The sequence below is a fragment of the Pseudomonas syringae genome (assembly GCF_023278085.1).
Taxonomy (GTDB): Bacteria; Pseudomonadota; Gammaproteobacteria; order Pseudomonadales; family Pseudomonadaceae; genus Aquipseudomonas; species Aquipseudomonas syringae_Q.
In genome coordinates this window covers 4,299,449-4,314,787 of sequence record NZ_CP066265.1, presented here as the reverse complement: position 1 = coordinate 4,314,787, position 15,339 = coordinate 4,299,449, and the positions used below count along the sequence as shown (strand labels likewise).

At 56.0% G+C, this 15,339-nt stretch carries 12 protein-coding genes and 1 tRNA gene; 4 read left to right on the top strand and 9 right to left on the bottom strand.

The features are described 5' to 3' along the window. Positions 1–109 precede the first annotated feature (109 nt). Both I9H07_RS19275 and I9H07_RS19270 read right to left on the bottom strand, forming a co-directional pair. Entirely contained in the window at positions 110–1,570 is a 1,461-nt protein-coding gene (locus tag I9H07_RS19275; protein ID WP_236423442.1) for a DUF4214 domain-containing protein, read from the bottom strand. A 17-nt stretch (positions 1,571–1,587) separates the two neighbouring features. After that, positions 1,588–2,406: a hypothetical protein gene (locus tag I9H07_RS19270; RefSeq protein WP_236423450.1), complete on the bottom strand. Its 819-nt coding sequence runs from the start codon at positions 2,404–2,406 to the stop codon at positions 1,588–1,590. Positions 2,407–3,222: 816 nt separating this feature from the next. On the opposite strand from I9H07_RS19270, the gene I9H07_RS19265 reads away from it, so the two are divergent. Genes I9H07_RS19265 through I9H07_RS19255 form a run of 3 tightly spaced genes read left to right on the top strand, consistent with a single transcriptional unit; the run spans position 3,223 to position 7,707 of the window. After that, positions 3,223–4,968, top strand: coding sequence for a type I secretion system permease/ATPase (locus tag I9H07_RS19265; protein WP_236423440.1), 1,746 nt, complete (start codon positions 3,223–3,225; stop codon positions 4,966–4,968). Positions 4,969–4,981: 13 nt separating this feature from the next. Continuing rightward, on the top strand, positions 4,982–6,304 hold the full coding sequence (locus I9H07_RS19260; RefSeq protein ID WP_236423439.1) for an HlyD family type I secretion periplasmic adaptor subunit: 1,323 nt from the start codon (positions 4,982–4,984) through the stop codon (positions 6,302–6,304). Then, the gene (locus I9H07_RS19255) at positions 6,301–7,707 is read left to right on the top strand and encodes a TolC family outer membrane protein (RefSeq protein WP_058825340.1); all 1,407 of its coding nucleotides are present in this window, start codon (positions 6,301–6,303) and stop codon (positions 7,705–7,707) included. Before I9H07_RS19260 ends, I9H07_RS19255 begins: the two co-directional genes overlap by 4 nt. Positions 7,708–7,718: 11 nt before the next feature. On the opposite strand, the gene I9H07_RS19250 is transcribed toward I9H07_RS19255, so the two are convergent. Beyond that, on the bottom strand, positions 7,719–8,867 hold the full coding sequence (locus I9H07_RS19250; RefSeq protein WP_236423437.1) for a glycosyltransferase family 4 protein: 1,149 nt from the start codon (positions 8,865–8,867) through the stop codon (positions 7,719–7,721). A 276-nt stretch (positions 8,868–9,143) separates the two neighbouring features. Between I9H07_RS19250 and I9H07_RS19245 the strand changes: the two genes are divergently transcribed. Continuing rightward, positions 9,144–10,562 (top strand): mannose-1-phosphate guanylyltransferase/mannose-6-phosphate isomerase, encoded by a 1,419-nt coding sequence (locus I9H07_RS19245; RefSeq protein WP_236423436.1) that lies wholly within the window; start codon positions 9,144–9,146, stop codon positions 10,560–10,562. A 207-nt stretch (positions 10,563–10,769) separates the two neighbouring features. On the opposite strand, the gene ychF is transcribed toward I9H07_RS19245, so the two are convergent. The 6 genes from ychF to ispE form a co-directional block, all read right to left on the bottom strand. Continuing rightward, the gene (ychF, locus tag I9H07_RS19240; RefSeq protein ID WP_058825337.1) at positions 10,770–11,870 is read right to left on the bottom strand and encodes a redox-regulated ATPase YchF; all 1,101 of its coding nucleotides are present in this window, start codon (positions 11,868–11,870) and stop codon (positions 10,770–10,772) included. A gap of 21 nt (positions 11,871–11,891) precedes the next feature. After that, a complete protein-coding gene (gene pth, locus I9H07_RS19235; RefSeq protein ID WP_024645458.1) occupies positions 11,892–12,476 on the bottom strand; it encodes an aminoacyl-tRNA hydrolase in 585 nt (194 codons plus the stop codon). 163 nt (positions 12,477–12,639) lie between these two features. Next, the gene (locus I9H07_RS19230; protein WP_024674198.1) at positions 12,640–13,251 is read right to left on the bottom strand and encodes a 50S ribosomal protein L25/general stress protein Ctc; all 612 of its coding nucleotides are present in this window, start codon (positions 13,249–13,251) and stop codon (positions 12,640–12,642) included. Positions 13,252–13,389: 138 nt separating this feature from the next. Continuing rightward, entirely contained in the window at positions 13,390–14,331 is a 942-nt protein-coding gene (locus I9H07_RS19225) for a ribose-phosphate pyrophosphokinase (protein ID WP_003317125.1), read from the bottom strand. Between the two features lie 45 nt (positions 14,332–14,376). Beyond that, a tRNA-Gln gene (locus tag I9H07_RS19220) sits at positions 14,377–14,451 on the bottom strand. Positions 14,452–14,489: 38 nt separating this feature from the next. Next, a complete protein-coding gene (ispE, locus tag I9H07_RS19215; RefSeq protein WP_024674199.1) occupies positions 14,490–15,338 on the bottom strand; it encodes a 4-(cytidine 5'-diphospho)-2-C-methyl-D-erythritol kinase in 849 nt (282 codons plus the stop codon). Position 15,339: the final 1 nt, after the last annotated feature.

Genomic DNA, 15,339 nt, shown 5'->3' with positions numbered 1-15,339 from the left:
AAGCTGGCGTGTTCACTTCAAAAATAAAAGAAGGGCGACCCGAAAGTCGCCCCTTTTTGCATACCCCCGGCCTTGCGGCCGGGTGCATTTGTTACAACGACGGGGTTAGTTACACCGCGCCGTGCAGCACGATAACGTTGTCGTTATGGGCTACAGCTTCTTGCGAACCAACGATAGCGATAGCTACGTCAGCGTGGGTGCCACCGTTAGCCAGAACTTCAGTCCAGGTGGCTTTGCCGCCTGCATCAGAAGCGCGACCGGTAGCGGTCAGGTACAGGTTGTCGATGAAGTCGCTGTCTGCCTTGGCTGCTGCTTCCTGCGAACCAACGATACCCTGAGCCACTTCTGCACGGCTGGTGCCGTTGAACAGTTGGGAGACCCAATTGTCCAGGCCGCCTTGGTCAGCGTTACGGCCCAGTGCCGCAGTGTACAGGTCGCGAACGAAGTCACCGTTCGACTGGTCAAGGGCTTGAGCTTCGGCGGAGACAGCAATGCCAGCAGCTACGTCAGCCAGAGTACCGCCATTAGCCAGCAGTGCCTGCCAGTTGGCCAAGCCGCTAGAGTCCGCGCCACCAGTACGACCCAACAGCTCGGTGTACAGGCTGTTGATAGGTGCAGCAGTCGAATTGTCCGAGAACTCGGCAGAGTTCAGGAAGGTGTTGGCGATGTCAGTCAGCGAAGTGCCGGCATTAGCCTGGCCCGCGAAGGCTTGAGCGCCACCCAGATCTGCGTCACGACCCAGGATACCTTCGTACAGACGCAGAGCCGATGCTTCAGTCTCGTTCTGTGCCAGAACAACTGTTTCGACAGCATCAGTAGTGGTGTTGACGAACGTCAGGAACTCAGCGCCAGTGATCGATGCAGTTTGTGCACCAGTCAGGTTGACGTTGAAGTTGTTGCCAGCAGTGAAGGTGTAGTCAGAAACCGAACCGTCCAGCTGTACAACGTCGTAGCCAGCGCCAGCGTTGACGACGTCTGCGTGGTTAGTGCCACTCAGAACGATAGTGTCGTTACCGGTACCGGTGATGACGTTGTTGTTACCAGCGCCAGCGATAACAGTGTTGTTACCGTTGCCAGTGATAATGGTGTCGTTGCCGGCACCGGCGTCGATGAAGTTGTTCTGATTGCCATTGACAATGATCACGTCATCGCCCGAACCAGTGGTCAGCAAGAAATCGGTGGTAGCGGTAGCGTCGGCAGAAACAGCAACGCGAGCCAGCGAAGAAACGTCGGAAGCGGCGTTAGTAGCAACGGTCGGAGTGATGTTGACGTTCAGGTTAGCCTGGCTGTCCAGAATGATTGCCTTGGCTGCAGCAACGTCGGCAGTAACATTCAGGGTAACCAGGTCACCACGTGCGCCAGCGATGGTGCCGGTGATCACGTCGGTGGTACCGGTTTGGCCGGTAGGGATTTCGAGAGCGTTCACGCCATCCCAGCTAGCCAGGTTGACCGAAGTAGCGGTGTCCAGGTTCAGCAGGGTGCTGATGGCAGCAGTGGTGCTGTCAGTCAGGGCGGTAGCGGTCAAAAAGGTGCTGAACTCAGATGTAGTTACCGGGGCATCATATTGCATGGGAAATTCCTGTTACTTCAGGCCGTCTGGCCTGTGCTGCTAATTTTCTGCGTCAATGCAGAGTTTTCCCACGGAGACTTATAGCGGGCAGCGTTCATCTTCGTAGCGGGTGCGATGCAAATGTGTAACGCCACCAGGGGCTCTGTGCCGGTGGGGCCGTACATCATTTGATTGGCGACAATGACCTGCGGTGCGGACCCGCGGAATACAAGGTGGCCAGATAATTCGTAAAAATGCCGGTCGGGTCCTACCAGGCTGAAGCCTGCAGACACCAGAGGCAAAGACTTGCCACGGGTGCCTGTAAAGGCACCGGTAGCGACATTCGGGCTTGGGCCTGAACCCGCCACAGTCGAGGTGTAAACCAGATCTACACCGGCGGGCTTGTCAGCCCACACCACCGAAAATCCTTCGAGGCGCCGGGTACCTTCAGGCTCACCCGCCCAGCCTTCTGTCGATTCGACATCACCTGCTCCTTGCAGATGCGCAACCAGCTTCAGTGCAACAGGCATTGGGGTTGAGACGATTCCCACACTTGGCTCTGCCGCTGTGACAATGGCGAAATTACGCATGATTGCAGGTGAGGTGTCGATACGGTCGATACGCAAGTCGATAGGGTCGATGGTTGCGTCGAACATATGGTATTCGGTAATCAGTATTGTTGTAGTGCCACCCTTGACGCGGGCCACGATGGTGTCACCAAGCCGGGTCAGCATGTTCTTGCTGACGCCTTCGGCCGGGAAAAAATCAATCGAGCCTTTGCCAAGCGGCGCTTGCTGCAATGCGATGCACACCGGCTTGTTAGCAGGCGGCTGCGACGCATAACGGAAAATGTACATTCCCGGCTCCAGCAGCGTGACGCGGGAGCTGATTTTTAGCCCTTCAAGTTCTGGAGACTGCACCCAACAAGCTTCCTTCTTATCCTGAGCTGCCATACTTTTTGGTTTTTTCGAACACCCCAAAAAGCGCTGACTGGCATCGCGTCACCTACTTGGTGGCTCTATACCGGGCGAGCTTGTCGAGATTAATCCTTTGGCTAGAAAAGTCAATTTGATTTGTAGGAAATCTCTTGGAGTTGGTTGGGAGATTTCTTGAGTTCCATCGATGTGCAGAGGCGAATGACAAAAACAATGGGTGGGGCGTTGCTATAGAACTCTTGGCACTATGCTTAGTGCTCAAAATAATGATTCCAAATGTGTCTGTCCGAGTAGGCGCAGGATGGGCGGTCAGGCGTTGTAAGGCATTGATATTATTTACTAATAAATCATAGGGGTTTCCTTGCGCAGTATGATCTGCCCATGTCGTTTTCAGTTTGGCCGTGTCGGCATCATTGTCGTCAGCGGTTAAGCATGGGGAATGTTTGAATTTCTAGATGCCACTGACAATAACGATGCGTTAAAAAGTGGGAGCCTTGTTTATGACACTTTCCCTGTCATTATTTTTTTTATATTTTGGTCGCTCAACTTGAACTTTTGGCTCTTGTGTTAACTGCGTGCATTAAAGTCTGGATGCTTCGGAACGTCCAGGTACAGGAAGGCTTCACTTGTGTTTACTCAGAATTTGGGTAATTTGATGGCGCTATAATGCTGCGTTGCCCTAAACGTGGGTGCTACACTGCTGCGCTTTCTACCGTTTTTCTCATCAGTACGGATTCTATGAGTCGTTCACACGAAAATAATTTGCAGATAGCCCTCAAAGCGTGCAAAAGCAGCTTTATCTCGGTCGGTTTTTTCAGCCTGTTTGTAAATGCCCTGATGCTGGTGCCCACGCTGTACATGATCCAGATATCCGGGCGGGTGGTGCCCAGTAGCAGCGTCCCGACTTTGATTATGCTGACCTTGATTCTGACCGTACTGATGATCACCATGGGGGCGTTGGAATGGGTTCGGTCCAGAATCATGGTTCGTATCAGCAACCGGTTAGACATTCTGCTAAGTCGCGACGTCTACCGTGCTAGCTTCAGGAAGGCCTTGAGAAGCGGAGGTATGGATGCTTCGGCCCAGTCGCTGAATGACTTGACTTCATTGCGCCAGTTCCTCACCGGTAATGGCCTGTTCGCGTTTTTTGATGCTCCTTGGCTGCCAATCTACACTGCGGTAATGTTTTTGTTTCACCCTTGGTTTGGATGGATGACTGTGGGATCTGCAATAGTTCTCATAATTCTGGCGTATCTGAACCATCGCTTTACTGGTAAAGCGATAGCCCAAGCTAACCAGCAGAGCGTGGTTGCTAATCTGGTAACCACCAAGAATCTACGTAACGCTGAAGTCATCGAATCGATGGGAATGCTCGATACCTTGATGGCTCGCTGGGGTGTGCGTCAGCGCAGGGTACTAGTGCTGCAGTCTGATGCCAGCGACAAGGGTGGTATTGTGACTTCGATTTCAAAGACGTTCAGGAGTTGGTCACAGTCGATTATGTTGGCGCTGGGGGCCTACCTGGTAATCACCCATCAAATGAATCCCGGTTTAATGATGGCTGGCTCATTGCTTTTGGGGCGCGCACTTTCACCTGTTGATCAAATCATTGGTAGCTGGAAAGGCTTTGTAGCTGCCCGCGTTCAGTACGGCCGTCTAAATGAGACGCTCGAAAAACTAAATGCTGAGCCAGAACGTATGGCACTGCCTGATCCAGAAGGGCACATACAGGTAGAAAATCTGGTCGTCGCTCCTCCGGGCGCCAAAGCGCCGGTCATTCGTAACATAAGCTTCGTGGCACCCGCTGGCACCATTGTCGGTATTGTTGGGCCGAGCGCAGCCGGCAAATCGACTCTGGTCAGGGCTCTGCTGGGAATCTGGCCTGCGCAGCACGGCACAGTGCGCCTCGATGGCGCGGATATCAGTGCATGGGACAAGCAAAAGCTTGGTCCGCATCTGGGTTACCTGCCGCAGGACATCGAGTTGTTCGAAGGCAGCATCAGCGACAATATTGCCCGCTTCACCAAAGTGGACCCCGAGAAGGTCGTCCTCGCCGCGCGAACTGCGGGTGTGCATGAAATGATTCTGCAGTTGCCTGATGGTTACGACACGGTTATTGGCAGCGAAGGTGTCAACCTGTCCGGTGGGCAACGTCAACGCATCGGTCTGGCTCGCGCCATATATGGCAGCCCCCGACTGATCGTGCTCGATGAACCTAACTCGAACCTTGATGAAGTGGGTGAGCGTGCCCTGAGTGTTGCCTTGCAACTGATCAAAGAGTCAGGCGCCACAGTGTTCATCGTTTCTCACCGCCCTAATATTCTGTCGCGCCTTGACCGGGTCATGGTCATGAACGCCGGCACCATCACCCTGTATGGCGCGCGTGATCAGGTCATTGCCGAGCTTGCCCAGCAACAGGCCAAGGCCCAGCAACGGGTTGCTCCGGCAGCCACCGGTGTTGCCCCTGCGCAACCCGGCGCGTGAAAGGAATTCATGAATGAGTATTAAGACAATCGCCACGCTCGACGAGCATTCGGATGATATGCCGACCTCCGACCGTGGCATTCGCCGTGTCGGTGTGGCCATCGTACTGGTCACGTTTGGTTTGTTCGGCACTTGGGCGGCACTGGCTCCGCTGGGCAACGCGGTTTATGGCTCAGGCGTCGTGATGGTGCAGAGTTACCGCAAGACGGTTCAGCATCTAGAGGGCGGTATCGTCAAAGAGTTGCTGGCCCGCGATGGTGACACCGTTCATAAGGGTGATCCGCTGATCGTGCTGGATGACTCGCAACTGCGCTCGCAATTTGAATCCACCCGTAATCAGCTGATCTCGACCCAGGCCCGTGAGGCACGTCTGCGTGCTGAGCGTGACGACTTGCCTACGATTCCGCCGCTAACTATTGTTGGTACTGACAGCGAGAGGGCGAAGGAAGCCATCGAAGGCGAGGAGCAGGTCTTCAGAACCCGGAAAAACTCCCGTGCGACTGAAATATCGGTCCAGCGTGAGCGTATTGGGCAATTGAAGCAGCAGATCATTGGTCTTCGGGACATGATTCGTACCAAGGTCAGCCTGGAAAGGTCATACAGTAGTGAAATCACCGAGTTGAAGGATCTGCTGGCCCAGGGTTTCGTCGATAAGCAACGCTTGCTTGAGCAGGAGCGCAAGCTCGATATGCTTAAGTCCGAGGTCGCCGATCATGAATCCACCATTACCAAGACCCAGTTGCAGATCAGCGAGACCGAACTGCAGATTATCCAGTTGAACAAGAATTTCAGTTCCGAAGTCGCTAAAGACTTGAGTGATGTGCAGGCCAAAGTATTCGACCTGCAGGAAACGGCCGCCGCCCTTCAGGATCGTCTGTCCCGCATTGTCATCCGCGCCCCGGAAGACGGTATGGTATTGGACATGAAAGTCCACACCGTCGGAGGCGTGATCAGTGCTGGCACACCATTGCTGGATATCGTGCCGAAGTCTTCCGAACTGGTGGTTGAAGCCCACGTTTCAATCAATGATATTGACCGGATCGCCATCGGCAAACTTACGGATGTTCGGTTCAATGCATTCAACAGTGCAACCACTCCGGTCATCGAGGGTGTAGTAACCGGTATTTCCGCTGACAGGCTGAAAGATGAGGCAGGTGAACCTTATTATCTGGTGCGGGTAAAACTCACCGAGAAAGGTTTGAAACGTCTGGACGGCCGAAAGTTGCAGCCTGGCATGCCTGCGGATGTGCTGATTAATGCTGGCGACCGGACCATGCTTCAATATTTGTTGAAGCCCGCGTCCAACGTGTTCATCAAATCGATGATCGAGGAATGATCGTGCTGCGCTTTGTTCCTGTCTTCATTTCCCTGGGGCTGGTCAGCGTGCAGGCGCAGGCTGACGCTACCCAGCCCGCCGCCCCGCAGGTCACCAGCGCGTCGGCGTACTCCACCGATCTCATGGGGCTGTACCGCGAAGCGCGGCTTGAAGACCCGCGCGTACTGTCTGCTTATTTGCGCGCCCAGTCGGCAGTGGACAGCGAGCGCGATGCGTTTGGCGGGCTGTTGCCGCAGGTGACTGCGAATGGCAGCTACAATCGGATCTTGCGCAAGGACGATACGCAGCGGGAGATCTACAACAACTCCAGCTACTCGCTCAACCTGACTCAGTACCTGTACAACAAGCAGGCGTGGGAGGCGTACCAGAAAGCCAAGAGCACGACAGAGCAAAAAGGCCACCAGGCAGAAGATGCTCAGGCTGAAGCCACTGTCGATCTGGCCAAGCGTTACTTTCTGGCCCTGTCGGCAGATGACGAACTTGAACTGATCATGGCCGAGCGCCGGGCGACGCAGAAGAGTCTGGATCGCGTCAGTGCGATGTACGACAAGAAGATGGCTGTGGTCACCGATCTTCTGGACCTCAAGGCCCGAGTCGATCTGCTTGCCGCGCAGGAAGTGGATGCGCGTAATCAGATCAGGCTCAGCCGGGCTGCGCTGTCTGAAATCGTCGGCCGGCCGATCACCGAGCCGTTGAGCCGGATCAGAAACGATATCGCGTTGCAGGCACCGGAAAAATCCATGGACACCTGGGTGGCTCAGGCCATCGACAGCAACCCGCTGCTCAAGTCTCGGGAAAGCAGTCTGGAAGTCGCCAATGCTGCGGTGCGAGAAGGCAAGGGCGGGCACTATCCGACGCTGACGTTCACCCTCGGTGCCCAGCAAAGTGACGTGGGTTACGACAACACGCTGTCGCCACGCAGCGACAGCTATGTGGCGACCATTGGTGTGCGGGTGCCGATCTACAGCGGTGGTTCGACGTCTGCTCGTGTACGCGGTCTGTACAACGAGCAACTGGCGACTGAGCAGGATGTGGAGAGCGTGCGCCGTCAGGTGGTCAAAGAGACTACCAATGCTTACCTGACCGCGTTTTCCAGCGTCGAAAAGATCCGCGCCAACAAGAACGCGTTGAGCTCGGCAGAGCAGTCGAGCATTGCTGCTCAGAAGGCTTTTTCCTACGGCGTGGTGAATGCGGTCGATGTATTGACCAGCGTGCAGAATGAATTCAAGGCCCGACGTGACTTGCTGAAGGCCCAATACGATTTCATTACCAATCTGTTCATTCTCAACCGATGGGCCGGTCGGCCACCTCAGGAGAGCGTTGACAGTGTCAACGTCTGGCTTGGCGGTGCCAACCCGGCAGTGGAGCAGGCGGCTGCTTCGGCGTTGAAGAAGAAGCCCTGATTGCTCAGGGCTTATCGCCGGTTAGCGAGTACCTTGCGATAGATATCCAGCGTGTTCTGCGCACAGGTGTCCCAGTCGAATAGACGCGCACGTTCCAGCCCAAGCTGGACCTTGCGCTCGCGTTCTTCAGGTTGTTCCAGCACGTCACGCATTGCCTTGCTGATACTGTCCACGCTGTGTGGGTCGACAGGCCAGGCGGCATCGCCTGTCACTTCCGGCAGCGACGAATTGCTGGATGCGATCAACGGGCACTGAGCGGCGAACGCTTCGATGGCAGGCAATCCGAACCCTTCATACAGTGATGCGAAGACCAGAGCGCCAGCGCTTTGCAGCAGAGAAAACACGTCCTTCTGCGGCAGGTAACTCAACCAGCGGCCTTCGCCGCGTTGCTCCAGTGCTTCCAGCTGAGGCAGCAGTTCCTTATTGCTCCAGCCGTCGCGCCCGACAATCACCAACGGGTGTTCCTTGCGTACTTGTGGCGGTAATTGCTGGAAGGCTTCAAGGACACGTTGCAGGTTCTTGCGCGGTTGCAGTGTGCCCACCGCGAGGAAAAACCCTGGTTTGAGACCGTGCCTTGCGAGCACCTGGTCACGCTCGGCAATCTCGATGCGCTCAAAGTACACCGGGTCCACACCCAGCGGCGTCACGCTGATACGTTCTGGCGCAATGCCCAGGTGCCGAACCATGTCCTGCTTGCTGTATTCGGAGATGGTAATGATGTGGTCGGCGCGTTCGATGCTGGTGCTGAACAGCCAGCTTTTCAGGTGCTTGAGGTCCTGCTTGATCCACTCGGGGTGGATCACAGGAATCACATCCATGATTGTAGCCACGACGGGCACGCCCCGAATCAGGGGAATGTGGTGGTCTGTGGCGTGAAACAGTTCGACATTTCGGGCAATGGCCGCAGAGTTGTGCAAGGGCAGTTTGAGCACTCCGCTGAGCACGGCATGAATACGATAATCCTTGGTCAGCACGCCAGGCGAGCCGCAGGGCAGGGCAGGCAGGTCGGTGCCAAAGGCGTAAGGTTTCACGCGGATATCGTGGGTCTGACTCAGTTTGTTCAAGCCTTGCCAGAGTGCTCTGGAATAGATTCCGATACCGTCCAGATGCCCGGCGCGTTCGCCTTTTGACCAGACTGTGCAGCTCAAACCTATGTCCATGTTCGATCTTTCTCTGCTTCGATCAGTTGCATGACGTTTCAATGGCGTACTCGGGGAGCGGATGTGAACTGTCGTGTTACATATCTACGGGGTAGAGCTTGAATCGGGCGCGCAGATTAACATGAGTCAGCCCGACGAACACTGAGAGGTTGGCAGTCGTGGCACGGGAGTTTCCGAGCGGCAGGCATTTGTAGTGGCCTTCATGTTGCATAGCGGCTGTGGCACCCGGATAATAACGCCTTCGCTACGCCTTTGTGGCCCAAGACTGGAGCTTCTATGTTCACCCCTGTAATCCTGGCTGGCGGTAACGGTTCGCGTTTATGGCCGTTGTCGCGGCAGAGTTTCCCCAAACAGTTTCTTGCCCTTGACGGCCAGGATCAGGGAACCATGTTTCAGCGCACGCTGGCTCGCCTGCAAGGCCTTGAGCACTCGCCTGCGGTGGTTGTCAGTAACGAAAACCATCGCTTCATCGTTGCCGAGCAACTGCGTGTGGCAAAGATGGGCAGCCGTCGCGTCATTCTTGAACCGTTGGCTCGCAACACTGCGCCGGCCATTGCTCTGGCTGCGCTGGAAGCGACCGCTGATGGCACTGACCCGATTCTGCTGGTACTGGCTGCCGACCATCATATCCATAATGAAGAGGCCTTCCGTGAGGCCGTTCAGGTGGCTCAGGTGCATGCCGAGGCGGGTCGTTTGGTGACCTTCGGGATCACTCCGACTCACGCTGAAACAGGCTTTGGCTACATCCAGTGCGGCAATTCCATTGGCGAAGGTGGTTTCGCCATCGAAGCGTTCAAGGAAAAACCTTCGCCGGAGATGGCTGCCGAATACCTTTCTTCGGGTACTTACCTGTGGAACAGCGGCATGTTCATGTTCCGCGCCTCGGTGTTCCTGGCTGAGCTGAAAAAGCATCGCTCCGACATACTGTCTGCGTGCCGCATGGCACTGGCAGACTCCGAGGCAGACAACTACTTCCTCCACGTCTCGGCCGACAAGTTCGCCCTGTGCGCCGATGAGTCGGTGGACTACGCCGTCATGGAGCACACGGATGTCGGGCTTGTTGTGCCGCTGGACGCTGGCTGGAATGATCTGGGCAGTTGGGCAGCAATCTGGGACGTTGGTCCGCACGATGCTGACTCCAACCGTCTGGAAGGCGACGTGATGGCAATCGACACGCACGGATGTCTTGTGCAGTCTCACCATCGGCTGGTGGCCACCGTTGGCGTCGAAGACCTGATCGTCATCGAAACCAAGGACGCAGTCCTGGTTGCCAACAAAAATAACAGCCAGCAGGTCAAGGATGTGGTCAAGCGTCTGCAAGCCGAAGAGCGTCCCGAGTTCGTGACCCATCCTTTGGTCAATCGTCCATGGGGTCACTACGACACCATCGACCTTGGCGAGCGCTATCAGGTCAAGCGCATCAGCGTACTGCCGGGCGAATGCCTGTCGCTGCAGATGCACTACCACCGCGCCGAACACTGGATTGTGGTGTCGGGTACTGCGAAGGTTATTTGCGACGACAAGGAACTGATCCTCTCCGAGAACCAGTCCACTTACATCCCGCTGGGCGTCAAGCACTCGCTGGCCAACCCGGGCAAGGTGCCGTTGGAGCTGATCGAAGTGCAATCCGGTTCGTACCTGGGTGAAGATGACATCGTACGTTTTGAAGACCGTTACGGGCGCTTGAAGAAGTAAGTCTTCTGAAATAACGCCACGCGCTTCACTGAACGCCCCGCAAGCTTGCTTGCGGGGCGTTTTCGTTGAGGTGGCACGGTCGATTTTCGCTTAGACCGTTAATGCCGCAGTCAAATCGCGGGCACAAAAAAGCCCTGGTATGCAGGGCTTTTGAGTGTCGAAGGTCAGATAAGCTAAGTCGCTTCTTCTGATGATGCGAGTGGGGTGTTAGACGTTAAACCTGAAATGCATCACATCGCCGTCTTTAACGATGTATTCCTTGCCTTCCAGACGCCACTTCCCGGCTTCCTTGGCACCGGCTTCGCCCTTGAACTGGATGAAGTCGTCATACGCCACCACTTCGGCGCGGATGAAGCCTTTTTCGAAGTCGGTGTGGATCACGCCTGCGGCTTGTGGTGCGGTAGCGCCTACGCGGACGGTCCAGGCGCGGACTTCTTCGACGCCTGCGGTGAAGTAAGTCTGCAGGTGGAGCATTTCATAGCCGGCGCGAATCACGCGGTTCAGGCCGGGTTCTTCGAGGCCCAGGGCTTCGAGGAACATGTCTTTTTCTTCGCCGTCATCCAGCTCGGCGATTTCTGCTTCGATCTTGTTGCAGACTGGCACCAGCATCGCGCCTTCTTCTTCGGCGATGGCGCGAACCACGTCCAGCAGCGGGTTGTTTTCGAAACCGTCTTCAGCGACGTTGGCGATGTACATGACCGGCTTGGTGGTCAGCAGGTGGAAGCCGCGAATGACGGCTTTGTCGTCATTGCTCATGCTCTTCATCAGGCTGCGCGCCGGCTTGCCTTCGCTGAAGTGTGCAATCAGTTTTTCAAGCAGGCCTTTCTGGACCACTGCGTCCTTGTCGCCGCCCTTGGCGTTACGCGTGACCTTTTGCAGTTGCTTTTCGCAGCTGTCGAGGTCGGCGAAGATCAGTTCCAGGTCGATGATCTCGATGTCGCGCTTGGGATCGACGCTGTTGGAAACGTGGATCACGTTCTCGTCTTCAAAGCAGCGCACCACGTGGGCGATGGCGTCGGTCTCGCGAATATTGGCGAGGAACTTGTTACCCAGGCCTTCGCCCTTGGAGGCACCTGCCACGAGGCCGGCGATGTCGACGAACTCCATGGTGGTTGGCAAGATGCGCTTGGGGTTGACGATGGCTGCCAGGGCCGCCAGACGCGGATCGGGCATCGGCACGATACCGGTGTTCGGCTCGATGGTGCAGAAGGGGAAGTTCTCGGCCGCAATACCGGATTTGGTCAGGGCGTTGAACAGGGTGGACTTGCCGACGTTAGGCAGGCCGACGATGCCGCAATTGAATCCCATGGTGTTTCCCCTCGAGTGATGTCAGGCCTTCTGGCTGTGCAGGTTTTTCATCGCCCGGTTCCATTCACCGGCGAAGATATCCGGCAGCACGCCGAGGGCAAAGTCGATACTGGCGTCCAGTTTTTCCTGTTCGGCGCGTGGCGCTCGACCCAGGACAAAACCGGATACCTTGCTGGCATCGCCCGGGTGGCCAATGCCAAGCCGCAAGCGATGAAAAGTGTTCTGGTTGCCGAGCTGCGCGATGATGTCGCGCAGGCCGTTATGACCGCCATGGCCGCCGCCTACTTTGAGTTTGGCAACGCCCGGAGGCAGATCAAGTTCGTCATGCGCCACCAGAATCGACTCGACCGGAATCCGATAGAAACCGGCGAGTGCCGCCACGGCCTGGCCGCTGCGGTTCATGTAGGTGGTGGGGATCAGCAGACGAACATCCTGACCCTGATGCGTGAAGCGTCCGGTCAGGCCGAAGAATTTGCGCTCGGGAACGAGATTGACTCGTTGCGCCGCAGCAATACGCTCAACGAAAAGAGCCCCTGCGTTATGCCGGGTCTGTTCGTATTCAGCACCTGGATTTCCCAGGCCAACGATCAGTTGTATGGCGGTCACGACAGGGGCTCTTCCTTTGGAGTTGGGGTTAGACCGCTGGCGACAGCGGCAATGTGGACGAAAACTGCTCATTTACCATGATGTAAACTCCGCGATCCCGCCCGCTTTGCCTGCTATCGCTCGCGGTGTTTCCTGAGCAACTCCGACGTTGCCAAGTAAATGATTACTCGGCAGCGCCTTCTTCACCTTCTTCGGTTTCATCTGCAACGATACGCGGTGCGTGGACGTTGGCGATTGCCAGGTCATTGCCGTGTGCCAGTGCAACGAACTCAACGCCTTTAGGGGCTTTCAGTTCGGACAGGTGAACGTTATCACCGGTTTCCAGCGCGCCCAGATCAACTTCGATGAACTCAGGCAGGTCTTTCGGCAGGCAGGTCACTTCCAGTTCAGTGGTAGTGTGCGAAATCTCGCCGCCTTTCTTGACCGGAGCTTCTTCGTTCAGGAAGTGAATCGGTACGATTGCGGTCAGTTTCTGACCAGCAACAACGCGCACGAAGTCAGCGTGCAGCACGTGGCCTTTAGCCGGGTGACGTTGCAGTGCCTTGATGATGACGTTTTGCTTCTGGCCGCCAACGTTCAGTTCGATGATGTGGCTATAAGCCGCGTCGTTTTCGAGCAGTTTGGCAACTTCTTTGGCCAGCATGCTGATGGACTCAGGGGCTTTGTCACCGCCGTAGACGACAGCTGGAACCAGGCTAGCGAGACGACGCAGGCGGCGGCTCGCACCTTTCCCCAGGTCGGAACGCTGTTCTGCATTCAGGGTAAATTCGTTCATGTTGTATCTCCAAATTAACCACATCCGCCGTTGCGTTTGCGACCAGCGCTAGGACGGTATGGGCAAAAAAGCCCCGCCCTGACCGGATGTCAGGGCGGGGCGCTTTTCGTCAGCGAAATGCAGGCCAGGGGCGAACCCTTAGCGGAACATCGCGCTGATCGATTCTTCGTTGCTGATGCGGCGAACCGCTTCGGCGACTACCGGGGCAATATCCAGTTGACGGATACGGCCACAGGCTTGAGCCGCGGCGGACAACGGGATGGTATTGGTAACCACCAGTTCGTCCAGCACGGAGTTTTCAATGTTTTCGATCGCCCGACCCGACAGCACAGGGTGTGTGCAGTAAGCAAAGACCTTGGCAGCGCCATGCTCTTTCAGGGCCTTGGCCGCGTGGCACAGAGTGCCTGCGGTATCGACCATGTCATCAACCAGAATACAGGTACGGCCTTCGACATCACCGATGATATGCATCACTTCGGAGTGATTGGCTTTCTCGCGGCGCTTGTCGATGATCCCGAGATCGACGCCCAGGGATTTGGCAACAGCACGTGCACGCACGACGCCGCCGATATCCGGGGAAACGATCATCAGGTTTTCAAAGCGCTGGTCTTCGATGTCATCCACCAGAACGGGGGAGCCGTAGATGTTATCTACCGGAATATCGAAGAAACCCTGAATCTGGTCAGCATGAAGATCAACCGTGAGTACACGGTCGATTCCCACCACGGTGAGCATATCGGCAACGACTTTCGCGCTGATGGCAACACGTGCGGAACGCGGACGGCGATCCTGGCGGGCATAACCAAAGTAAGGAATCACAGCAGTGATTCGGGACGCTGAGGAGCGGCGGAAGGCATCAGCCATCACGACGAGTTCCATCAGGTTATCGTTCGTCGGAGCGCAGGTCGGCTGAATGATGAAGACGTCTTTACCGCGGACGTTTTCATTAATCTCAGTGCTGATTTCGCCGTCGGAAAATTTTCCAACAGAAACATCACCCAGTGGGATATGCAGCTGACGTACTACACGCCGAGCGAGATCGGGGTTGGCATTCCCCGTAAAGACCATCATCTTGGACACGCGCAGTACCTAGAGGCTGAGGGTAACCTGGATGAGTATAGAAAATGGCAGGGGCGGCTGGATTCGAACCAACGCATGGCAGGATCAAAACCTGCTGCCTTACCGCTTGGCGACGCCCCTGTAATTGAATCAATCGAGTGTTTCGCACTCAATTCCTGCTACAGAATTTGCAGCTTGCGATGCAACATCGAAATGTTACTTCCTTTCGCTACGAACCCCGTAAGGGTCTCTGCAAGAAGGGCCGAGACTTTATCAGCTTCAGCTTTGTTTGGGAAGGCCCCAAACACACAACTTCCAGTTCCGGTTAATTTTGCTTCGGTAAAATTACCTAACAAATTCAAAGCGTTACGTACTTCCGGGTAACGCCTCTCTACAACCGCTTTACAGTCATTTCGACTGTTTCCCTTGGGAACGGGGCGCACTTTAATGGGCGGAGTGTCGCGTGTCAACAACGGATCTGAAAAAATTTCTGCTGTACTTACAGCGACTTGCGGCACGAGCACCAAATACCACGGTTCTTCAGGGTTTTCCGGGGTCAGGATTTCACCGATACCCTCAGCAAACGCGGCACGACCCCGCACAAAAACAGGCACGTCGGCACCCAGTGTCAGGCCCAGCGCGGCGAGGCGATCTTCATCCCAACCCAGTTGCCACAAATGATTCAGGCCGAGCAGGGTGGTGGCTGCATCCGAACTGCCGCCACCGATGCCGCCACCCATGGGCAGGCGTTTTTCCAGCCAGATGTCCATGCCCAGCGTACAACCTGACTGTTGCTGCAGGGCGCGGGCGGCTTTGACGATCAGGTTGCTGTCGTGTGGAACGCCGGGGACGTCGGTCTGCAAGCGGATTTCGCCGTCTTCGCGCACGGCGAAGCCGAGTTCGTCGCCATGATCGAGAAACTGAAACAGGGTTTGCAGTTCGTGGTAACCGTCTGGGCGACGACCCAGAATGTGCAGCATCAGGTTCAGCTTGGCCGGGGCAGGCAGTACCAGTTGTGGCGTACCCATG

Excerpts from the sequence above, each read along its gene's own strand:
- I9H07_RS19275 (WP_236423442.1), bottom strand. The coding sequence starts at position 1,570 with ATGCAATATGATGCCCCGGTAACTACATCTGAGTTCAGCACCTTTTTG.
- I9H07_RS19270 (WP_236423450.1), bottom strand. The coding sequence starts at position 2,406 with ATGTACATTTTCCGTTATGCGTCGCAGCCGCCTGCTAACAAGCCGGTG.
- I9H07_RS19265 (WP_236423440.1), top strand. The coding sequence starts at position 3,223 with ATGAGTCGTTCACACGAAAATAATTTGCAGATAGCCCTCAAAGCGTGC.
- I9H07_RS19260 (WP_236423439.1), top strand. The coding sequence starts at position 4,982 with ATGAGTATTAAGACAATCGCCACGCTCGACGAGCATTCGGATGATATG.
- I9H07_RS19255 (WP_058825340.1), top strand. The coding sequence starts at position 6,301 with ATGATCGTGCTGCGCTTTGTTCCTGTCTTCATTTCCCTGGGGCTGGTC.
- I9H07_RS19250 (WP_236423437.1), bottom strand. The coding sequence starts at position 8,867 with ATGGACATAGGTTTGAGCTGCACAGTCTGGTCAAAAGGCGAACGCGCC.
- I9H07_RS19245 (WP_236423436.1), top strand. The coding sequence starts at position 9,144 with ATGTTCACCCCTGTAATCCTGGCTGGCGGTAACGGTTCGCGTTTATGG.
- ychF (WP_058825337.1), bottom strand. The coding sequence starts at position 11,870 with ATGGGATTCAATTGCGGCATCGTCGGCCTGCCTAACGTCGGCAAGTCC.
- I9H07_RS19230 (WP_024674198.1), bottom strand. The coding sequence starts at position 13,251 with ATGAACGAATTTACCCTGAATGCAGAACAGCGTTCCGACCTGGGGAAA.
- ispE (WP_024674199.1), bottom strand. The coding sequence starts at position 15,338 with ATGGGTACGCCACAACTGGTACTGCCTGCCCCGGCCAAGCTGAACCTG.